Source organism: Acinetobacter sp. WCHAc010034, assembly GCF_001696615.3.
Lineage (GTDB): Bacteria > Pseudomonadota > Gammaproteobacteria > Pseudomonadales > Moraxellaceae > Acinetobacter.
Genome location: NZ_CP032279.1, coordinates 578,863 through 596,246 on the forward strand (window position 1 = coordinate 578,863; position 17,384 = coordinate 596,246).

General features: G+C 51.7%; 12 protein-coding genes. 4 read left to right on the forward strand and 8 right to left on the reverse strand.

The window, feature by feature from the left end:
- Positions 1–5: 5 nt before the first annotated feature.
- Together BEN74_RS04225 and BEN74_RS04230 are read left to right on the forward strand one after the other, a co-directional pair.
- Positions 6–1,751, forward strand: coding sequence for a GTPase (locus tag BEN74_RS04225; RefSeq protein ID WP_068913087.1), 1,746 nt, complete (start codon positions 6–8; stop codon positions 1,749–1,751).
- Positions 1,733–3,877 (forward strand): EAL domain-containing protein, encoded by a 2,145-nt coding sequence (locus BEN74_RS04230; RefSeq protein WP_068913090.1) that lies wholly within the window; start codon positions 1,733–1,735, stop codon positions 3,875–3,877. The genes BEN74_RS04225 and BEN74_RS04230 overlap by 19 nt, the downstream gene beginning before the upstream one ends.
- A 137-nt stretch (positions 3,878–4,014) precedes the next feature.
- Here BEN74_RS04230 and rpmE read toward each other — a convergent pair whose 3' ends face one another.
- The 5 genes from rpmE to BEN74_RS04255 all read right to left on the reverse strand — a co-directional run bounded on the left by rpmE (position 4,015) and on the right by BEN74_RS04255 (position 8,372).
- Positions 4,015–4,239, reverse strand: a complete 225-nt coding sequence (gene rpmE, locus BEN74_RS04235; RefSeq protein ID WP_086374298.1) for a 50S ribosomal protein L31 — start codon at positions 4,237–4,239, stop codon at positions 4,015–4,017.
- 205 nt (positions 4,240–4,444) lie between these two features.
- Positions 4,445–5,419: a bile acid:sodium symporter family protein gene (locus BEN74_RS04240; RefSeq protein ID WP_068913092.1), complete on the reverse strand. Its 975-nt coding sequence runs from the start codon at positions 5,417–5,419 to the stop codon at positions 4,445–4,447.
- 192 nt (positions 5,420–5,611) lie between these two features.
- Complete coding sequence (gene gloA / locus BEN74_RS04245; RefSeq protein ID WP_068913094.1) at positions 5,612–6,013, reverse strand: lactoylglutathione lyase; 402 nt, start codon at positions 6,011–6,013, stop codon at positions 5,612–5,614.
- Between the two features lie 60 nt (positions 6,014–6,073).
- Positions 6,074–6,253 carry a hypothetical protein gene (locus BEN74_RS04250; RefSeq protein WP_068913096.1) on the reverse strand — a complete coding sequence of 60 codons (180 nt, stop codon included), beginning with the start codon at positions 6,251–6,253 and terminating at the stop codon, positions 6,074–6,076.
- Positions 6,234–8,372: an AmpG family muropeptide MFS transporter gene (locus BEN74_RS04255; protein ID WP_068913099.1), complete on the reverse strand. Its 2,139-nt coding sequence runs from the start codon at positions 8,370–8,372 to the stop codon at positions 6,234–6,236. The genes BEN74_RS04250 and BEN74_RS04255 overlap by 20 nt, the downstream gene beginning before the upstream one ends.
- A gap of 225 nt (positions 8,373–8,597) precedes the next feature.
- Between BEN74_RS04255 and BEN74_RS04260 the strand changes: the two genes are divergently transcribed.
- Positions 8,598–11,183: a Lon protease family protein gene (locus BEN74_RS04260; RefSeq protein WP_228200417.1), complete on the forward strand. Its 2,586-nt coding sequence runs from the start codon at positions 8,598–8,600 to the stop codon at positions 11,181–11,183.
- A gap of 152 nt (positions 11,184–11,335) precedes the next feature.
- Here BEN74_RS04260 and grxD read toward each other — a convergent pair whose 3' ends face one another.
- Complete coding sequence (gene grxD, locus BEN74_RS04265) at positions 11,336–11,677, reverse strand: Grx4 family monothiol glutaredoxin (protein WP_068913101.1); 342 nt, start codon at positions 11,675–11,677, stop codon at positions 11,336–11,338.
- A gap of 200 nt (positions 11,678–11,877) precedes the next feature.
- On the opposite strand from grxD, the gene BEN74_RS04270 reads away from it, so the two are divergent.
- The gene (locus BEN74_RS04270; protein ID WP_068913104.1) at positions 11,878–13,089 is read left to right on the forward strand and encodes an aspartate aminotransferase family protein; all 1,212 of its coding nucleotides are present in this window, start codon (positions 11,878–11,880) and stop codon (positions 13,087–13,089) included.
- Between the two features lie 83 nt (positions 13,090–13,172).
- Here BEN74_RS04270 and BEN74_RS19790 read toward each other — a convergent pair whose 3' ends face one another.
- Together BEN74_RS19790 and purL are read right to left on the reverse strand one after the other, a co-directional pair.
- Positions 13,173–13,301 carry a KGW motif small protein gene (locus BEN74_RS19790; RefSeq protein WP_265936575.1) on the reverse strand — a complete coding sequence of 43 codons (129 nt, stop codon included), beginning with the start codon at positions 13,299–13,301 and terminating at the stop codon, positions 13,173–13,175.
- A 225-nt stretch (positions 13,302–13,526) separates the two neighbouring features.
- A complete protein-coding gene (gene purL, locus BEN74_RS04275) occupies positions 13,527–17,360 on the reverse strand; it encodes a phosphoribosylformylglycinamidine synthase (RefSeq protein WP_068913106.1) in 3,834 nt (1,277 codons plus the stop codon).
- Positions 17,361–17,384 lie beyond the last annotated feature (24 nt).

Here is a 17,384-nt window from a genome sequence, read left to right on the forward strand (position 1 = left end):
TAAAGATGAGCAAACATACTTCAGATATTTTTCAGAATCCGACAGAGCTTAAGCTGGATAAGCTGAGCTTCTGTCCGACCAATGCAAAAGGGCTGCAAGAATGGCTGAGCGGCGTATCCATTCTGCAGCTCGGCACTTCGTCTAAATCTTTATTCAACGCGCTGCTGGAAGTTTCCGAGCTGAAATGCCAGGAAATGCTCCGCTTTGACCTTATTCAAATTCTTCATCCGACACTCGACAATATTCTGGCCAGCCTGGAAAAGCATTTCGCCAACCAAAGCTTAATCACCACCGACCGCAATGACCAGATTATTGAACTGGCGATGCTCCTGCGCAGCCATTTCGCTAAAATTTACATCGATATTGCCCGGCGCAGCCACCAGCAGCTGAGCCAGCAGAAATTTTCTATTTTTTCTTTCGGCCATAAAAAAAGCCTGCAGACCGCCCGCATGGCGTCGAATTACTATGCCCTGCAGCAGCTGTCCATGCTGCTGTACCAGCAGCAGATGCTGTACAGCACGCCCATTCCTGGCCAATGGCTGGCTGCCCATCAGCTGATTGAATGCGCGGTGCAGCATAACTTCTATCAAAGCAACCTGAATCAGCTTCTGGGCACGCAGCATCCGCTGTCCACCATTGCGCAAGCTTATTCACAGCTGATTCTGCTGGATATTTTCAATACCAATCAAATCCGCCCTGCGGAAATTCAGGGCCTGTTCCTCTGCAGCTTTGACTGGGCGAAACTGGTGCAAATCCTGCCGAAAGAAACCACGCTTTCGCGCTATATTGTCGATGCTGAAAAAGACCATCCGCCGGTTTTCAATACCCGTCAGCCGGATCATTTCCATGCCAGCATTTTCATTTCCACGCAGGACCTGCTGGAGCATCTGACCGAAACGCAGACCAAGAACGCGCAATACCTGTCAAAAAATGAAAAGCTGTTCCTGACGCCGGCCCTGCATTTCCATATTCACAATTTGCTGACCAACAATACCGAGCGCAGGCATGAGCGCTATGAGTACTCTGCGCAGATCAATATCTGCTTCAGCCTGGCCGCAGCGCATTTCTACCTATCCAAAGGCAAAACTTTGCAGGAAACGCTGGATTTGGAAGCCAACTACAGCCTGCATAATGAATCCAGCTTTATCAATTCAATGGAATCGAACATGCAGGCCTCCCTGTCCAATGCAAAAGCGCTGGACCGCGAAGCGAAGCAGATTCATTCCGCTGAAGTGCTGGATATCAGCGTCAATGGCTATCGCATTAAATGGACAGGCGAAACACCGGCCCAGCTGAAGACCGGCGAATTTATTCTGGTGCAGGAAAATGCGCAAAGCCAGTGGCGCGGCGGCGTCATCCGCTGGATCAAGCAGTCTGCCGAAAAAAGCCTGGAGCTTGGCCTGGAAATTTTAACGCAGGATATGTTCCCCTGCGCAGCCCATGTCCGCACCGACCGCAATACGCATAATTATCAGCCGGCTTTGCTGGTGCAAACCTCCCAGCTGGATCAGATTGCCACAACGCTCATCCTGCCCGGCTCCAACCTGTTCAGGGAAAAGCAGACCATCCATCTGCGCCTAGGCAAAGAAGAGCTGAAAGTTTACCTGACCAAAGCGCAGCTGATCACGCAAAGCTTCATCCGCTTTGAATACGAATTATTGAATGATCAGCAGGAAAGCACAGTAAAAGATTTTATTCACAAGCAAATAAATGAAATCAAAAATCACGATTTATGGGAAGCACTGAAGTGAGAAATCCGTTATTGTCTAAAAAGTTAAAACGTACCGAAACACGTTTGCTCATTATCGATGATAATCAAATACGTTTTAACCAGATCCGTGATCTTTTGACTGACAGCGAGCATCAAGTCCAAGCCACCCTGCTTGATGATCTGCAGAATTTTGAAAAACAGCTGAACCTGCCTTGGGATCTGGTGATTTTCGGGCGCGCTTACGACCTGAAATATGATCAGGCGCTGAGCCTGATCCGCCTTTCCAAGCAGCCCAATTTGCCGCTGCTGCTGCTGAAGCCGGATGACTATGAATTGGAGCAGTATGCCAATTATGTGCGCAAGGGCATTTACGACATCGTCAATATGGATGCGCCTGACCGCTTTTACATTGATCTGGTGCGCGCGCTTTCATTCAGCCGCCTGGTTCAGACTCAGCAGCATTTAATGGATGAGCTGGAAACCGCGCAAATTCAGGCGCAGTCATTTGTTGAAGACAGCCACAAGGCGGTTGCCGTCATTCAGGAAGGCATTCATATTGAAGCCAATCCAGAATACCTGAAACTCTTCGGCTTTAAATCCAGCGATGACATCATCGGCCTGCCGTTGCTGGACCTGCTGCAGCCCAAGGACCTGAATGACTTCAAGCTCCGCTTTAAGAAAATCACTCAGGGCCAGCTTGACTTGGGCCGCTTTGAGCTGAATTCCCAGAATCCTCAGATTACGGTTAAGAATCCGCTGAAGATTGAGTTCATTCCCTCAGCCGCAGACGACGCCCTGCAGATCGCCATTGATATCGGCGGCGGCGCATCTGCAGCGGAAAAGTCAGCAAAGCCGAATATTTACCAGCGCCTGAACCGCACAATCACGCAGCAGCCGTCTGACATTAACGCATTGGTAGTTTTCTCGCTTTCATCCTGCGCAGACGCAGTTTTTCAGGCGGATTGGGACACATTCAAAGCCTATTTCCATGCCGTTAAAGAATTCCTGACCGAGCAGACTAACGCGCCTCTGTTCAAGCTGGAAAGCGGCGTGTATGTCGGCTTATTCCAGGCCGAATCCAAAGCCAAGCTGGAATCCAAGCTGATTGGCTTAAACGCCTTGACCAAGCCGCAGCTGCTGACAGTGCATCAGGACAGCTACCCGCTGAACCTGCGCATCGGCTGCACCGTATTAGACGGCGATATCCGCGATGAAGCGCATTTTGACCAGTTTATTGCGCAAGCTTTCGCAACCGCATTGCCGCAGAATCAGCCCGCGCCTGAACTGGATCTTTCCATTCCAGAACTGCAGTTCTCCATTCAGGAGCCTGAAGCGCCGGCCGCAGAGGCTCCGGCAATTCAGTTCAGCAAGCCTGAGGCTGCAGCCCCTGCGCCGGCCGCCAACCTGAATGAGCCGGCGGTCATTAAAGCCCTGCGCAGCAGCCTGGAGCGCGGCGAGATTCATTTAAAATACCAGCAGCTGTATGACAAGGAAGACTTAAACCTTTATACCTATGAAGTGACCAGCGGCTTTATTTTTGAAAATAAATGGAAAGACATCGCGCAATTGCGTGAATTGGCGGCAGATCAGGAACTTTCAATCAAGCTTGACCGCTGGATTTTAGTGGAATCATGCAAGCAGCTGCACAACTTCATTACCCAATATCCGGACGCGAAGCTGATTATCAACTTAAACAAGGAAGTGCTGCTGCATGACCGCACCTTCCCTGATTTTATCGCAAAATTAATTACCATTATCCGCAGCAAGCTGACACACCCGCTGACGCTGCAGTTTTCTGAAGAAGACATCAATCAGCATATTAATGATGCGCAGAAGGCGATTGCGGCGCTGCGCAAAAATGGCGCGGAAGTGGCTTTGCGCGGCTTCGGCAATTCCATGTTCAGCGAGTCACTGCTGCGCCAAGTTGACATCAGCTGCCTGACCCTGCATAAGAGTTTGACCGGAATGCTGGGTTCCGATAAAAGCTGTCAGGAACTGCAGGAAAAGCTCAGCGCCTATCATGAGATTAAGCCGGTGCAGATCATGCTGCGCGAGCTGAATGACATGACCCTGTTCGCCAATGCATGGAATGTCGATGCGCGCTTCATTCAGGGCGATTACTTCCAGAAGAAGCTCGATCATCTGATCGATGTGCAGGACCAGTAAGCTTCGGCGCATCTGCTGCCCTGAATTTAAGGCTGCCTGAATAGAACTTCACGCAGCCTTAAAAGCTGACTATTTACAGTCTTATTGAAAATCAGGCGCAAAAAAACGGGCATAAAGCCCGTTTTTTATTTTGGGTATTAACGTTTGATAGAACGTGACATACCAGCAAAACGCTGCTTGAACTTGTCGATACGGCCGCCAGTGTCAACGCTTTTTTGCTTGCCAGTGTAGAATGGGTGACAAGCTGAGCATACGTCAAGGTAAAGTGTTTCTTTACCAACAGATGAACGGGTTTCGATTACGTTGCCGCAAGAGCAAGTAGCAACTAATTTTTCGTATTTTGGGTGAATATCGGCGCGCATCGTCGATTACTCCATAAAGTTTAAGAAGGTTTTGCTGTCATCGCAATTGACCACTCTCCTGCGCGGGCAGGAGGAAGATGCTGCAGGCAGCAGATCAACACCATAACAGACCATTCTTTTGGCCCACCGAGACGGATTCCGTCAGAGCTAAGCGCAACAAGTGGGCGCTATTATACGGAAAAAATCTGCATAAAGCGAACTATTCTTAGTCCTTTCCCGCCGCCTGCCTGCCCCAGTAATTGGCGATTACACCGCAGACCATCAGCTGGATCTGGTGGAAAATCATAATCGGCAGAACAATCATGCCCAGAGGCTGGCCAATGAATAAAATCTGCGCCATCGGCACGCCGCTGGCCAGGGTTTTCTTGGAGCCGCAGAAGAAAATCGCTTTCTGGTCGTCGCGGCTGAAACCCATCCAGCGCGGAATATACAGCGCCAGCAGCATGGTTGTGGTCAGCAGCACGGAGCAGGCTGCAATCAGCAGCAGCAGGGTGGATGCGCTAACCTGATGCCACAGGCCGGCAATCACCGCGCTGCTGAATGCGCCATACACCACCATCAGGATGGAACCCTGATCAAAAGCTTTGACAATGCCCGGCATTTTCTGCATATACGGAAAAACATAAGGCCGGAGCAGCTGCCCTAAAATAAACGGAATCAGCAGCAGCAGGGTAATTTGAATAATCGATGAGGTTGGATCAAAGCCGTGATCGGACTGGCCTAAAATAAAAAAGCTGACCAGAACCGGCGTAATAAACATGCCGATAATATTCGAGAATGACGCGCTGCAGATAGCCCCCGCCACATTGCCCTGCGCAACCGAAGTAAAGGCGATGGAAGACTGCACCGTAGACGGCAGAAAGCACATGAACAAAAAGCCCCAGTACAACTCCTGCCCCAGCAGAGGCACAAGCACCGGCTTCGCCATAAGGCCTAAAATCGGAAATAAGGCAAAGGTAAAGGCAAAAACCAAGGCATGCAGCTTCCAGTGCATCAGGCCCTGCATCACCGCTTCGCGGGAAAGCTTAGCGCCATGCAGAAAGAACAGAATGGCGATCGCCGCGGTGGTAATCACGCTGAAAATTTCAGCAGGCTTTCCAGAAACCGGCAGAAAAGTCGCCAAAATAACCATCACAAATAAAAGTATTGTAAAGCGGTCCAGCGCCAGCATTTTCAGCATGTCTACATCCTGTATGTTTTATTTAATTGATTAAGGCTTAGATAAAAATTTCACCGCTTTATGCAGCAGAAAAAAAGCCCAGCAAGATAAATTTACCTAACGGTAAGTTCTATCTTACTGGGCCAGATGAATAAAGCTACTTTTTCAGCTCAATGTTCATCATTTCGCCAGGCTATGGCCTGATATCCGCGCTCAGTTATTGCGCGCGTTTTCATCCTGCTGAATCAGCTCAATTTTGTAGCCGTCCGGATCTTCAACAAAAGCGATTACTGTTGTTCCGCCTTTCATCGGGCCAGCTTCGCGCACCACATTGCCGCCGCGCGCTTTGATGTCTTCACAGGCTTGATAGGCATCATCAACTGCAATGGCGATATGGCCATAGGCATTGCCCAGATCATAACTGGCGGTGTCCCAGTTATGGGTCAGTTCCAGCACGGTATTGTTCTGTTCATCGCCATAGCCGACAAAAGCCAAAGTAAAGCGGCCTTCTTCATAGTCGCGCTTACGCAACAAAGTCATACCCAGCACTTCAGTATAGAACTGCAAAGAGCGTTCTAAATTGCCTACTCGCAGCATGGTATGCAGCATCCGCATAATTCATTTTCCTGTTTATTCAGAGATTGCCTGCCAATATAGGCAATGCAGCGCGATAATTCAATTTTCAGCAGAGAAAAAGCAGCCGTTTAAGCCGCAGCGGCGATCTGGCCGCTTTAAGCCTGCAGGCTTTATGTGCAGCATATCTACATAAAAAAAGCCTATTCCATCATAAAGATAAAATAGGCTTCCGGCTGCAGAATCAGGCTGGGCACTAAATTCAGCCTTGCTGAGCTTCATGCTCCCGCAGCAGCTTCGCTACCCAAACCACTAAAATCAGGATTGGAATGCCGATTAAGGTGGTCATCAGGAAAAATTTCGGATAGCCGATGCTGCTCACAATGGTTCCTGAATAGCCGCCTAAAATCTTCGGCGTTAAGGTCATGAGCGAGCTAAAAATCGCATACTGCACCGCAGTAAATGACACGCTGGTTAAGCTGGACAGGAAAGCGATAAACGCCGCGCCCGCTAAGCCGGATGCCAAGTTATCAACAATAATCGCAAAATACAGCCACAGCGGACTGTAAGGCTTAATCACCTTGCCTTTAACCTCAACAGCGCCATCGACAGCCTTGGCCAGATTGATCGGCTGCAGCTCAATATCCAGCGCATTTTCCCGAGCCGCAACGGTACTAACCTGATAGCTGCGCTCGCGGCTCATTTGCACCTGACTGCCGGCAAGCATCTGCGCAGTGATTTTCTTCGATGCCGAAGCAGCTAATGCTTCAGCCGGAATCGCTGCGGAGAAAATCCCCTCTTTGTCCAGCTTGGCTTCAAAAGGCTTTCCATCCAGCAGGATCTGAATTTTTTGACCGCCTTGCAGCGCCTGCGCATACTGGCCGCGCACCACAATGCTGTTGGCGGCTTCATGCGCGCTGACCACATTGTCTGAAGTTACAGGCAACAGCAGCATCTGGGCAGATTCAGCCCCTTGATTCAAATAAGGCAGTTCAGCAGCAGCCTGAGCACCGCCCTGCTGATAGCCTGCTGTTGCAGTAATAGCCTGAGCCGCTTTTAAAACCTCAACAGGCACCTGAACTGTCCACGCGCCTGTTTCATCCGGCTGCGCCACGTACCGCTGCCCGCCGGCCGCTACGGTGACATCGCCTAAAGGCTGGCCGGACTTCACCAAGCCGATGAAAATTAAATTGGTTGAGCTGGCCAAAACTGCGCCGACAAACATCAGCTTCATAATGTTCATGCGCTGCGCCAGCAGGCCGCCGAGGAAGCCGCCCACCAGGCTGAAAATCACCCCGTAGACTTTGACCGCTTCCGCAATCTGCTCCTTACTGAAATTCAAGTCCTGATAGAAAACATTGGAAATCACCCCGGCGATAATATCTGAAATGCGGTAGAAGCCGATCAGCAACAGCAGCACCAGAGCCAGCTTTATGCCGTAGCGCTTAAAGAAATCCGCAATCGGGTTGACCCAGGTTTCATAAGCCATCTGCCGATTTACCGCGCCCATTTTCACCAAGCATGCGCCAACAGCGGCCGCCGCAGCGCCGGAACCGATAAAGCGCGCCGCTTCAAAACAGAACAGCAGGAAGGAGTCCTTGATATTCAGCTGCGCCTTCAGCGCTTCCACTGCAGCGCCTGAATAGATATAGCTGAGCACAAAACTGATCACGGCAGCAAAGAACACCGCGACCAGCCGGTAATAGTCAACGCGCTTATAGTCCTTGTGCGCGCGGTCAACCTGAGGTTCACGGATCAGCAGTGTGGTGCATATGCCCACCAGCATGACGCCGGCCATAGCTAAATAGGTAGTTTTCCATGCTTCATAAATATAGTTGCCTTTGGCTGTGCCTAAATAGGCCGCCAAAAACAGCGCGCCGGCGCCCGCCACAATCATGCCGATGCGGTAGCCGGCATTGTAGGTGGAAGCCAGAACCGTCTGCATTTCGGTTTCCGCCAGCTCAATCCGGTAGGCATCTATCACAATGTCCTGCGTCGCCGCGGAAAAACCCAGCAGCACCGCGCCGGCCGCCATCTGATACAAATAGCTTTGACCAAGGGACGGGTCTGAAAACGCCATGATGCAGATGGCGCAGATAATCAGGCACTGCGCAATCAGCAGCCATGCCCTGCGCCGGCCCAGCAGTTTAGTCAGCACAGGCACAGGCAGCTCATCAATTAGCGGCGCCCAGACAAACTTGAACGAATAGCCCAGCGCGGCCCAGCTGAAAAACGTCACGGCGCTTTTATCAATGCCGGCTTCACCCAGCCACAGCGACAAGCTGGAAAAAATCAGCAGGATGGGAATGCCGGCTGAAAACCCCAAGAACAGCATAATTAACGCGCGCCGGTCTAAAAACGCGGTAAATGCCGATTTCCACCCGGAAGATTGAGTTGTCATCACATTATTTTTGTCTAAAAACGATTGCTGCTATTCAAGCGCTTAATCAGATTTGTTTCAACAAGATTTGTGAAATCATTGTTTTATTTTATGGAGAAAATCAGGGCACTTGCTTGATCTTTCTGCCGAATCCAGTATACCTTTGAATTCTGCCGTCATTAATTTGTTTTGGATTTAACAGTGCCGAAAAAACTCGAAAATATTCAATCTTCCCTATCTTCCAACCTGTCCGAACAAAACGTACAACCGCTGCCTGCAGCCCTGCACAGCGTATTCGATCAGCCTGAAATTCAAGCGACGCTAACTAAAACAAAACTGGGCGCAGCGCAGCTGACGCACATGACCGATCTGAAAAAAATTCCAACATCAACCAAGCGGATCAAGCCCTTAAATGACTTTTTAGGCCAAGACCGCGCCCGCGCTTCTGTTGAAGCCGGCATTGCGCTGCCGTATTCCGGCTACAACATTTTTGCAGTCGGCACGGCAGGCTTGGGCAAGCGCACCATGATTAAGCGCCTGCTGCAGCAGCATGCCAAAAATATGCAGACCCCGAATGACTGGGTCTATGTCAATAATTTCCAGCATCCGCGCCAGCCGCTGGCCCTGCAGCTGCCTGCCGGTCAGGCGCCTAAGTTTCAGGCGGCGCTGCATCAGACCTGGCAGATTATTCTCAAGCAGCTGGAGCGGCGCTTTACGGCGGAAACTTACCACAACCGCATTGAACTGATCCGCCAGCAGACCGGCGACGTGCAGCAGCAGGCGCTGGTGGATTTGAACAAGGAAGGCGAAGAGCTGGATCTGAAACTGATTTCGCAGGATGATGAGCACTGCTTCGTGCCGGTGCAGCTGATAGACGGCAAGCTTCAGGAAATGTCCAAGGATGACATCAATGCGCTGAACAGCAAGCAGCGCGCGGAAATCGCCGCCAATATCCGCTACATGAATAAAAAGCTGGAACGCCTGGGCCTGCATTTAGGCGATCTGGAAGATGACGCGCGCGATCAGGTGCAAATCCTGAACCGCGATATCGCCAAGCAGGTAGTCATGCCGCGCATTGACCTGCTGCTGAATAAATTCGGCGAGATCAAGGGCCTTGAAGACTACCTGAAGTATTATGCGGAAGACATCATCAATAATGTTGAAATCGTGCTTGAGCAGGAAGAAGACGATTTCACGCCAGGCCTCTTTAGCCGCGTGCCGTCGCGCTATCAGGCCAATATTATTGTGACTTATAAGCCGAATTCCGGCGCGCCGGTTATATTTGAAGACTTCCCGACGCACTACAACCTGCTGGGCCATGTCGAGCAGCTGACGCAGAACGGCACCATCACCACGGACTTTACCCTAATCCGCCCCGGCGCGCTGCACAAAGCCAACGGCGGCTTCCTGATGCTGGAAGCTGAGCAGCTGCTGGAACAGCCTTATGCATGGCAGGGCTTAAAGCGCGCGCTGAAATCCGGCCAGCTGAAGCTGTCTTCCCTAGAGCATATGCTGACGCTGACCGGCAGCATCTCAATTGAGCCGGCGGCCATTCCCCTGAATATTAAAGTGGTTCTGCTGGCCGAGCCGGAAGTTTACTATGAAATTTTAGAGCTGGAGCCGGAACTGGGCAGCGTATTTAAAATCCGCGCTGACTTTACCGACACCCTGCAGCGCAATGAAAGCAATGAACAGGCCTACATGCAGCTGATTGCGGACTATGTGCAGACCGACAAGCTGCTGCCGTTTGAGCGCTCTGCGCTGGCTGCCCTGCTGACCGACTCCAGCCGCCAGGCCGAAGACCAAAGCTCGCTGTCGCTGCATGCGCTGACTTTAGGCGATCTGATCCGCGAAGCGCATCACCATGCGGCGCAAGCCGGCGACAAAATGGTGACAGATCAGCACATCAATATGGCGCTGGATCACCGCAAATACCGCCTGGGCTATTTGCGCGAGCTGTACTGGCAGGATTTGTCCCGCGGCACCCAGCTGATTGAAACCAAAGGCCACCGCCTGGGCCAGATCAATGCCCTCTCGGTGATTCACTATGCCGATGTTGAATTCGGCCTGCCTTCACGCCTGACCGCATCGGTTTATCAAGGCGGCGGCGATATTCTGGATATTGAGCGCAGCGTAGAGCTGGGCGGCTCGCTGCATGCCAAAGGCGTGCTGCTGATGTCCAGCTTCTTAAAGGCGCACTTTGGCCGCGAGCAGATTCTGCATTTCTCTGCAGCGCTGGCTTTTGAACAGAGCTATGGCCAGGTCGATGGCGACAGCGCAACCGTGGCGGAACTTTCCGCGCTGATCTCAGCGATCAGCCAGCTGCCGATTGACCAGTCATGGGCGATTACCGGCTCGATGAATCAGCTGGGGCAAGTGCAGCCGATTGGCGGTGTGAATGCCAAAATTGAAGGCTTCTTTGACGCCTGCAAGCTGCAGGGCCTGACCGGCAAGCAGGGCGTGATTATTCCGCGCCAGAACATGCAGCACCTGATGCTGCGCAAGGACGTGATTGAGGAAGTCGCGCAAGGCAGATTCCATATTCATGCCATTGACACCATTGATCAGGCGCTGGAAATTCTGATGGCGCGCCCTGTCGGCGCCTTGGACAAAAAAGGCCGCTACAGCAAAAATTCAATCTTTGCAGCCGTGATGGAGCAGTTGGAATACTGGCAGGCCATTGAAGACGGCGCGGAAATTGAGGAAGAGCCGAAGAAGAAAAGCAAAAAGAAAAAAAAGGCCAAGAAAAAAGCCAAAGCGGAACAGAAAGCGCTTGAACAGGCTGATGCGGTCGCCAAAGAGCTGCAGGCGGAACAGGCTGCCGAGAAGTGATCTGCAGCAATATTCAGTGTCCTGCCCTGCAGTAAGCCGGCAGACAAAACCGGGGGAAGCCATTCGCCCGGTTTTCTATTGCAGGCTTGCCAGCTTTGCATCCGCCATAAAAAAAGCGCCTTGATCAAGGCGCTTTCTAATATTCAGCTGAATTAAGCTTCAGGAGCCGGGCTGTACTGTTCAACCAAAGGCTGCAGTTCACCTTTCTGGAACATATCAAGCATAATGTCGCTGCCGCCGATTAACTCGCCGTTAATCCATAATTGCGGGAAAGTCGGCCAGTTTGCAATTTGCGGCAAAGTCGCGCGGATATCCGGATTTTCCAGAATATTGACATAAGCAAATGGACGGCCAATTTGACTGAGCGCTTCTACAGCACGTGCAGAAAAACCGCATTGTGGGAACTGCGGCGTTCCTTTCATGTAAAGCAGTACAGCATGTTTAGCAATCTGGTCACGAATTAACGCTTCTGTATCGCGTGCTTGTTCAGTCATTGATATATCCTCAATAAATCTGCCGAGCATTATACCCAAAACTGAGCAAAACAGTATGGCTAAAGCAATAATTCCAGTTTTATTTACAATCAGGCTTTAAATGCAGGGCGGTTTTTGCTTATATAGAACGCTAGGCGCATAAAACACATATTGCGCCCAACCCGATTATTTTCAACCCTCAACAAGATAAGAGTTCAGTCATGAATAACATTACCCTTGCGCCTGTGCAAACTGATCAACCGTCTCATTTGATGCCTGTGTTTGGCCGTCAGCCGATCAGCTTTGTCCGAGGCAGGGGTTCTTATCTGTACACAGCAGACGGCACTGAATACTTTGACGCGCTGACCGGCATTGCCGTGTGCGGCCTGGGCCATGCGCACCCTGCCGTGACTGAGGCGATTGCAGATCAGGCGGCGGCCCTGATTCATACCAGCAATTTGTTTGAAGTGCCTTGGCAGACGGCAGCTGCGCAAAAGCTGGCGGAAGCGGCCGGCATGGAAGAAATTTTCTTTTCCAACAGCGGCGCGGAATCCAATGAAGGCGCAATTAAAATTGCGCGCAAATTCGGCCAGCAGCAAGGCATTGCCAGCCCGAAAATCATTGTCGCGGAGCATTCTTTCCACGGCCGCACACTGGCTACGCTGGCCGCCACAGGCAACAAAAAGGTTCAGGAAGGCTTCGGGCCTTTGGTAGAAGGCTTTATCCGCGTTCCATTTGGCGACATTGAAGCGATTGAAGAAGCTGCGATTAACCATCCGGATATTGTGGCGATTTTAGTTGAGCCGATTCAGGGCGAAGGCGGCGTAAACACCGCGCCTCAGGGCTTCAGCTATTTAGAGGAAATCCGCCAAATCTGCAATCAGCACAACTGGCTGATGATGCTGGATGAAGTGCAGACCGGCAACGGCCGCACAGGCAAATACTTTGCCTATCAGCACACCAGCATTATTCCGGATGTCATCACCACGGCTAAAGGCTTGGGCAACGGCTTCCCGATTGGCGCAGTCATGACGCAAGGCCGCGGCGCAGGCGTGCTGACAGCCGGCAATCACGGTTCAACTTACAGCGGCACGCCTTTAGGTTCGCGCGTGGTATATACCGTCATTGACACCATTCAAAAAGAGAACTTAACCGAAAATGCCTCAAAGATGGGCGCCTATATTGTCGAACAGTTCAGAACGCAGCTGGCGGGGCAAAATGTCGCTGTGCGCGGTTTTGGCCTGATGATCGGCATTGAGCTGCCTAAAGCCTGCCCGGATCTGGTGCATATTGCGCGCGATGAATACAAAGTGATTCTGAACGTGACTGCAGGCTCTGTCATCCGCCTGCTGCCGGCCTTGAACATCAATAAGGAACAGGCCGACCAGCTGATTGAACGTGTAGTGAAAATGGTGAAAAACTATTTAGCCTGATTTAAGACACACTGAGCGGATCAGTCGTTTAAGCCTAAGCGCCTGATCCGTTCAGCGCCCGCCCTCCGGCGGCTTCTACTCCATCAAATATGCAAGGCATAGCCGAGCAGCAAAAACAGCAATTGCAGGCTGACAACCGCTGCAAACAGCTTCCATCCTTTCTTGCGCAAAGCGGATTTATCCACTGCGGCATACATCACGGTTTTTGGCATTGCGTCACCTCACTCAGAGATTCAATCCTGAACTTATATTGAGTTCGCCTCTTGCTTCCATATCGCATCTTCATTGCGCATAAAATGCACAAAAATCTTTTCACTCCAATATAAAAGCAAAATCCAAACCAAGTCCAGCGGGAGAACTAAAAATAAAAGAAAAACTAAAAATACAGCACAATAAAAAAACCGCCCGAAGGCGGCTTTTACAACACAAACTTCAGATTAGCCAATGAACTTGCGCGCATTGCGGAACATGCGCAGCCATGCGCCATCTTCAGTCCATTCTTCAGGCTTCCATGAATGCTGAACCGCGCGGAAGTTGCGCTCCGGGTGCGGCATCATAATCGTAGCGCGGCCATCTTTCGAGGTTACGCCTGAAATCGCTTCCGGCGAACCGTTCGGGTTCATTGGGTAATGCTGCGTCGGGTTGCCGCGGCTGTCCACATAGCGCAAGATCACCTGATCGCCCGCATTCAGCGCAGCGATGCTGTCTGCGCTTGCCACTGCGCGGCCTTCGCCATGCGCCACGGCGATTGGCAGAATCGAGCCTTCCATGCCTTCCAGCAGCACAGAGTTTGATTTTTCCACACGCACATTGACGGCGCGCGCTTCAAACATCTCAGAGATGTTGCGGTGGAAACGCGGCCAATTGTCTGCACCCGGAATCAGCGGCGCCAATTGCGACAGCATTTGACAGCCGTTGCAGATACCGAGAGAGAAAGTTTCATCGCGGTTGAAGAATTTCTCAAACTGGTCGCGCAGTTTCGGGTTGAACAGGACTGATTTAGCCCAGCCGCCGCCCGCGCCCAGCACGTCGCCGTAAGAGAAGCCGCCGCACGCCACTAAGCCTTCAAAATCATTCAAATCGGCGCGGCCGGCAAGCAAGTCGCTCATATGCACGTCAACGGCGTTGAAGCCGACTTTGTCCAGCGCGGCCGCCATTTCCACCTGGCCGTTTACGCCCTGTTCGCGCAGAATCACCATGTTTGGACGGCGCTCATTGATGTACGGCGCTTCAATTGGCTCATTCAGGTCAAATGTCGGCTGAGCAATTAAGCCTGCATGAGATTTGTCAGTGATTAAAGCAAATTCCTGATCCGCAGTTTCCACGTTGTCACGCAGGCGCTGGATTTGGTGCGACACTTCAGTCCAGGCCAGCTGCAGCTCTTCACGCGGCAGGCTTAAGCCATTGACGGTCAGAGTATCAGTATCATTGACTGTGCCTACAACAGAAATCGCATCTTTCAGGCTGGATGCCGCCACTTCAGCTTCCAGCGCTGCCCAATCCGCTGCCGAAATCTGCAGCACTGCGCCAATTTCTTCAGCAAACAGGCTGGCAACAGACTGCTCTTCTAAAGCTGCGCCCAGGCGTGAAGCGAACATCATTTCCGCAACAGTCGCCAGCAGGCCGCCGTCGCCAATGTCGTGATAGGCCTTGATCAGGCCGCGGCTGTTCCAGTCCTGCACCAGCGCGAAGAATGCCTTGAAATCATCAAAGCTGTCGACGTCTGGCGTAACCGAACCGATTGCCTTGTAAACCTGTGCAAGGATTGAACCGCCAAGGCGGAACTGGCCTTTAGACAAGTCAATGCGCACCAGCACAGAGGCTTCATTTTTCAATTCTGGCGTCAAGGTTTTGCGCACATCAGTCACTGGCGCAAATGCAGTAATTACGCCTGACATTGGAGAAGTTACCGCTTTGTCTTCGCCTTCGTCTTTCCAAGTGGTGCGCATAGACAGCGAGTCTTTGCCGACTGGAATGGCAATGCCCAGCGCAGGGCACATTTCCATGCCGATGGCTTTTACGCCTTCAAACAGGGCTTGGTCTTCACCTTTCTGGCCGGCTGCCGCCATCCAGTTTGCAGACAGTTTAATATCGCTGATCTGCTCAATTTTTGCCGACATGATGTTGCTGATGGCTTCCGCAACCGATAGGCGCGCAGAAGCGGCAGGATTCAGCAGAGCCACCGGCGGACGCTCGCCCATCGCCATCGCTTCACCGGTGTAGCCCACTAAGCTTGTAGTCGTTACCGCAGCATCCGCTACAGGAACTTGCCAGCGGCCGACCATCTGGTCACGCGCTACCATGCCGGTAATCGAACGGTCGCCAATGGTGATCAGGAACGATTTAGAGGCAACTGTCGGGTTTTTCAGCACGCGGTAGATTGCATCTTTGAAATCGATCTGTGAAGCGTCAAAGTCATCGCCTTGGCGCTGAATGGTTTCATATGAACGGCTCATGCGCGGCGTGCCGCCAAGCATCACCTGCATTGGCATATCCACCGCTTTGTTGTCAAACAATGGGTCATTCACAGTCAAATGGCGCGCTTCGGTCGCTTCGCCCAATACCGCAAACGGGCAGCGTTCGCGCGCGCACAGCGATTCAAACAGTTCCAAAGAGCTTGGACGGATCGCCAATACATAGCGTTCCTGCGCTTCATTTGACCAGATTTCCATTGGCGACATGCCCGGCTCAAGCGAAGGAATCTTGCGCAGATCCAGCACAGCGCCGAGTTCATGGTCATTCACCAGCTCAGGCATGGCATTGGAAATGCCGCCCGCGCCCACGTCATGCACAGACACAATCGGGTTGAAATCTTCCATGCGCCAGCAGGCGTCAATCACTTCCTGGCAGCGGCGTTCCATTTCCGGGTTTTCACGCTGCACCGAAGCGAAGTCGAGGTTTTCACCCAGCTTGCCGCTGTCGACTGAAGAGGCTGCGCCGCCGCCCAGGCCAATCAGCATGGCCGGGCCGCCCAGCACGATCAGCAAGTCGCCCGGCTGAATCGCGTCTTTTTCAACATGGTCAGGGCGGATGTTGCCGTAGCCGCCGGCAATCATGATTGGCTTATGGAAGCCTTTGACTTCGCCATTTACATTCTGCTCGAATGTACGGAAATAGCCGTTCAAGGCTGGACGGCCAAACTCATTGTTGAATGCTGCGCCGCCCAATGGGCCTTCAATCATGATCTGCAGCGGAGACGCCATGCGCGACGGCTTGCCGTAATTTTCTTCCCAAGGCTGTTCAAAGCCCGGAATGTTCAGGTTGGAAACGGTAAAGCCGGTCAAGCCTGCTTTCGGCTTGCCGCCGCGGCCGGTTGCGCCTTCATCGCGGATTTCACCGCCCGAACCTGTGGCTGCGCCGGCAAATGGCGCAATTGCTGTAGGATGGTTGTGGGTTTCCACTTTCATTAAGATGTGAGCGGCTTGGCTCTTGTATTTATAAACATGATGGCCGGTTTCAGCATCTTTCTTCGGATAGAAGCGCTGCGTGTCAAAGCCTACAATCACCGATGCGTTGTCTTTATAAGCGGACAGTACATCTGTAGGCGATTCTTTATAAGTGTTCTTAATCATCTGGAACAGTGACAATGGCTGCTTTTCGCCATCAATTGTCCATTCTGAACCGAAAATTTTGTGGCGGCAGTGTTCCGAGTTCGCCTGCGCAAACATCATCAGTTCGATGTCATGCGGGTTGCGGCCCATTTTGATAAAGGCTGCCGTCAAATAATCAATTTCTTCATCAGATAGCGCAAAACCAAACTCAGAGTTGGCTTTGACTAAAGCGTCTTTGCCTTGGCCCAAAATATCAATTGAGTTTAAAGGCTTCGGTGCAGTTTCAGAAAACAGCGCGGCGGCGTCTTCAATCTGATTGAAAACGCTTTCGGTCATGCGGTCATGCAGCGCAAGCTTCACTGCGTCTGAAATGTCTTTTACACCCTTCAAAGTAAACAAAACACCGCGTTCTAGGCGGTGTACAGGTGTATTGCAGTTGGCGAAAATATCGGTCGCCTTAGAAGACCACGGCGAAATTGTGCCGACGCGCGGGGTGACTAAAATTTGCACTTCATCACTTGCAGGCTGGCGCAATTCAAAAGATTGGCCGTCATTTAAAAGCTGTAAAGCTGATTGCTGCTGTTGCTCGCTGAGCGCTTGGTCAAACAGATAGACCCATTGGCTTTCTATTGATTGAACAGAACTGATTGACGATAGACGTGTTAATAGTTGCGTTTTCTTAAAAGAAGAGTGTGCAGATGCACCGGCCACGATAAACATGCTGATTTTGGCTCCACGGGCTGG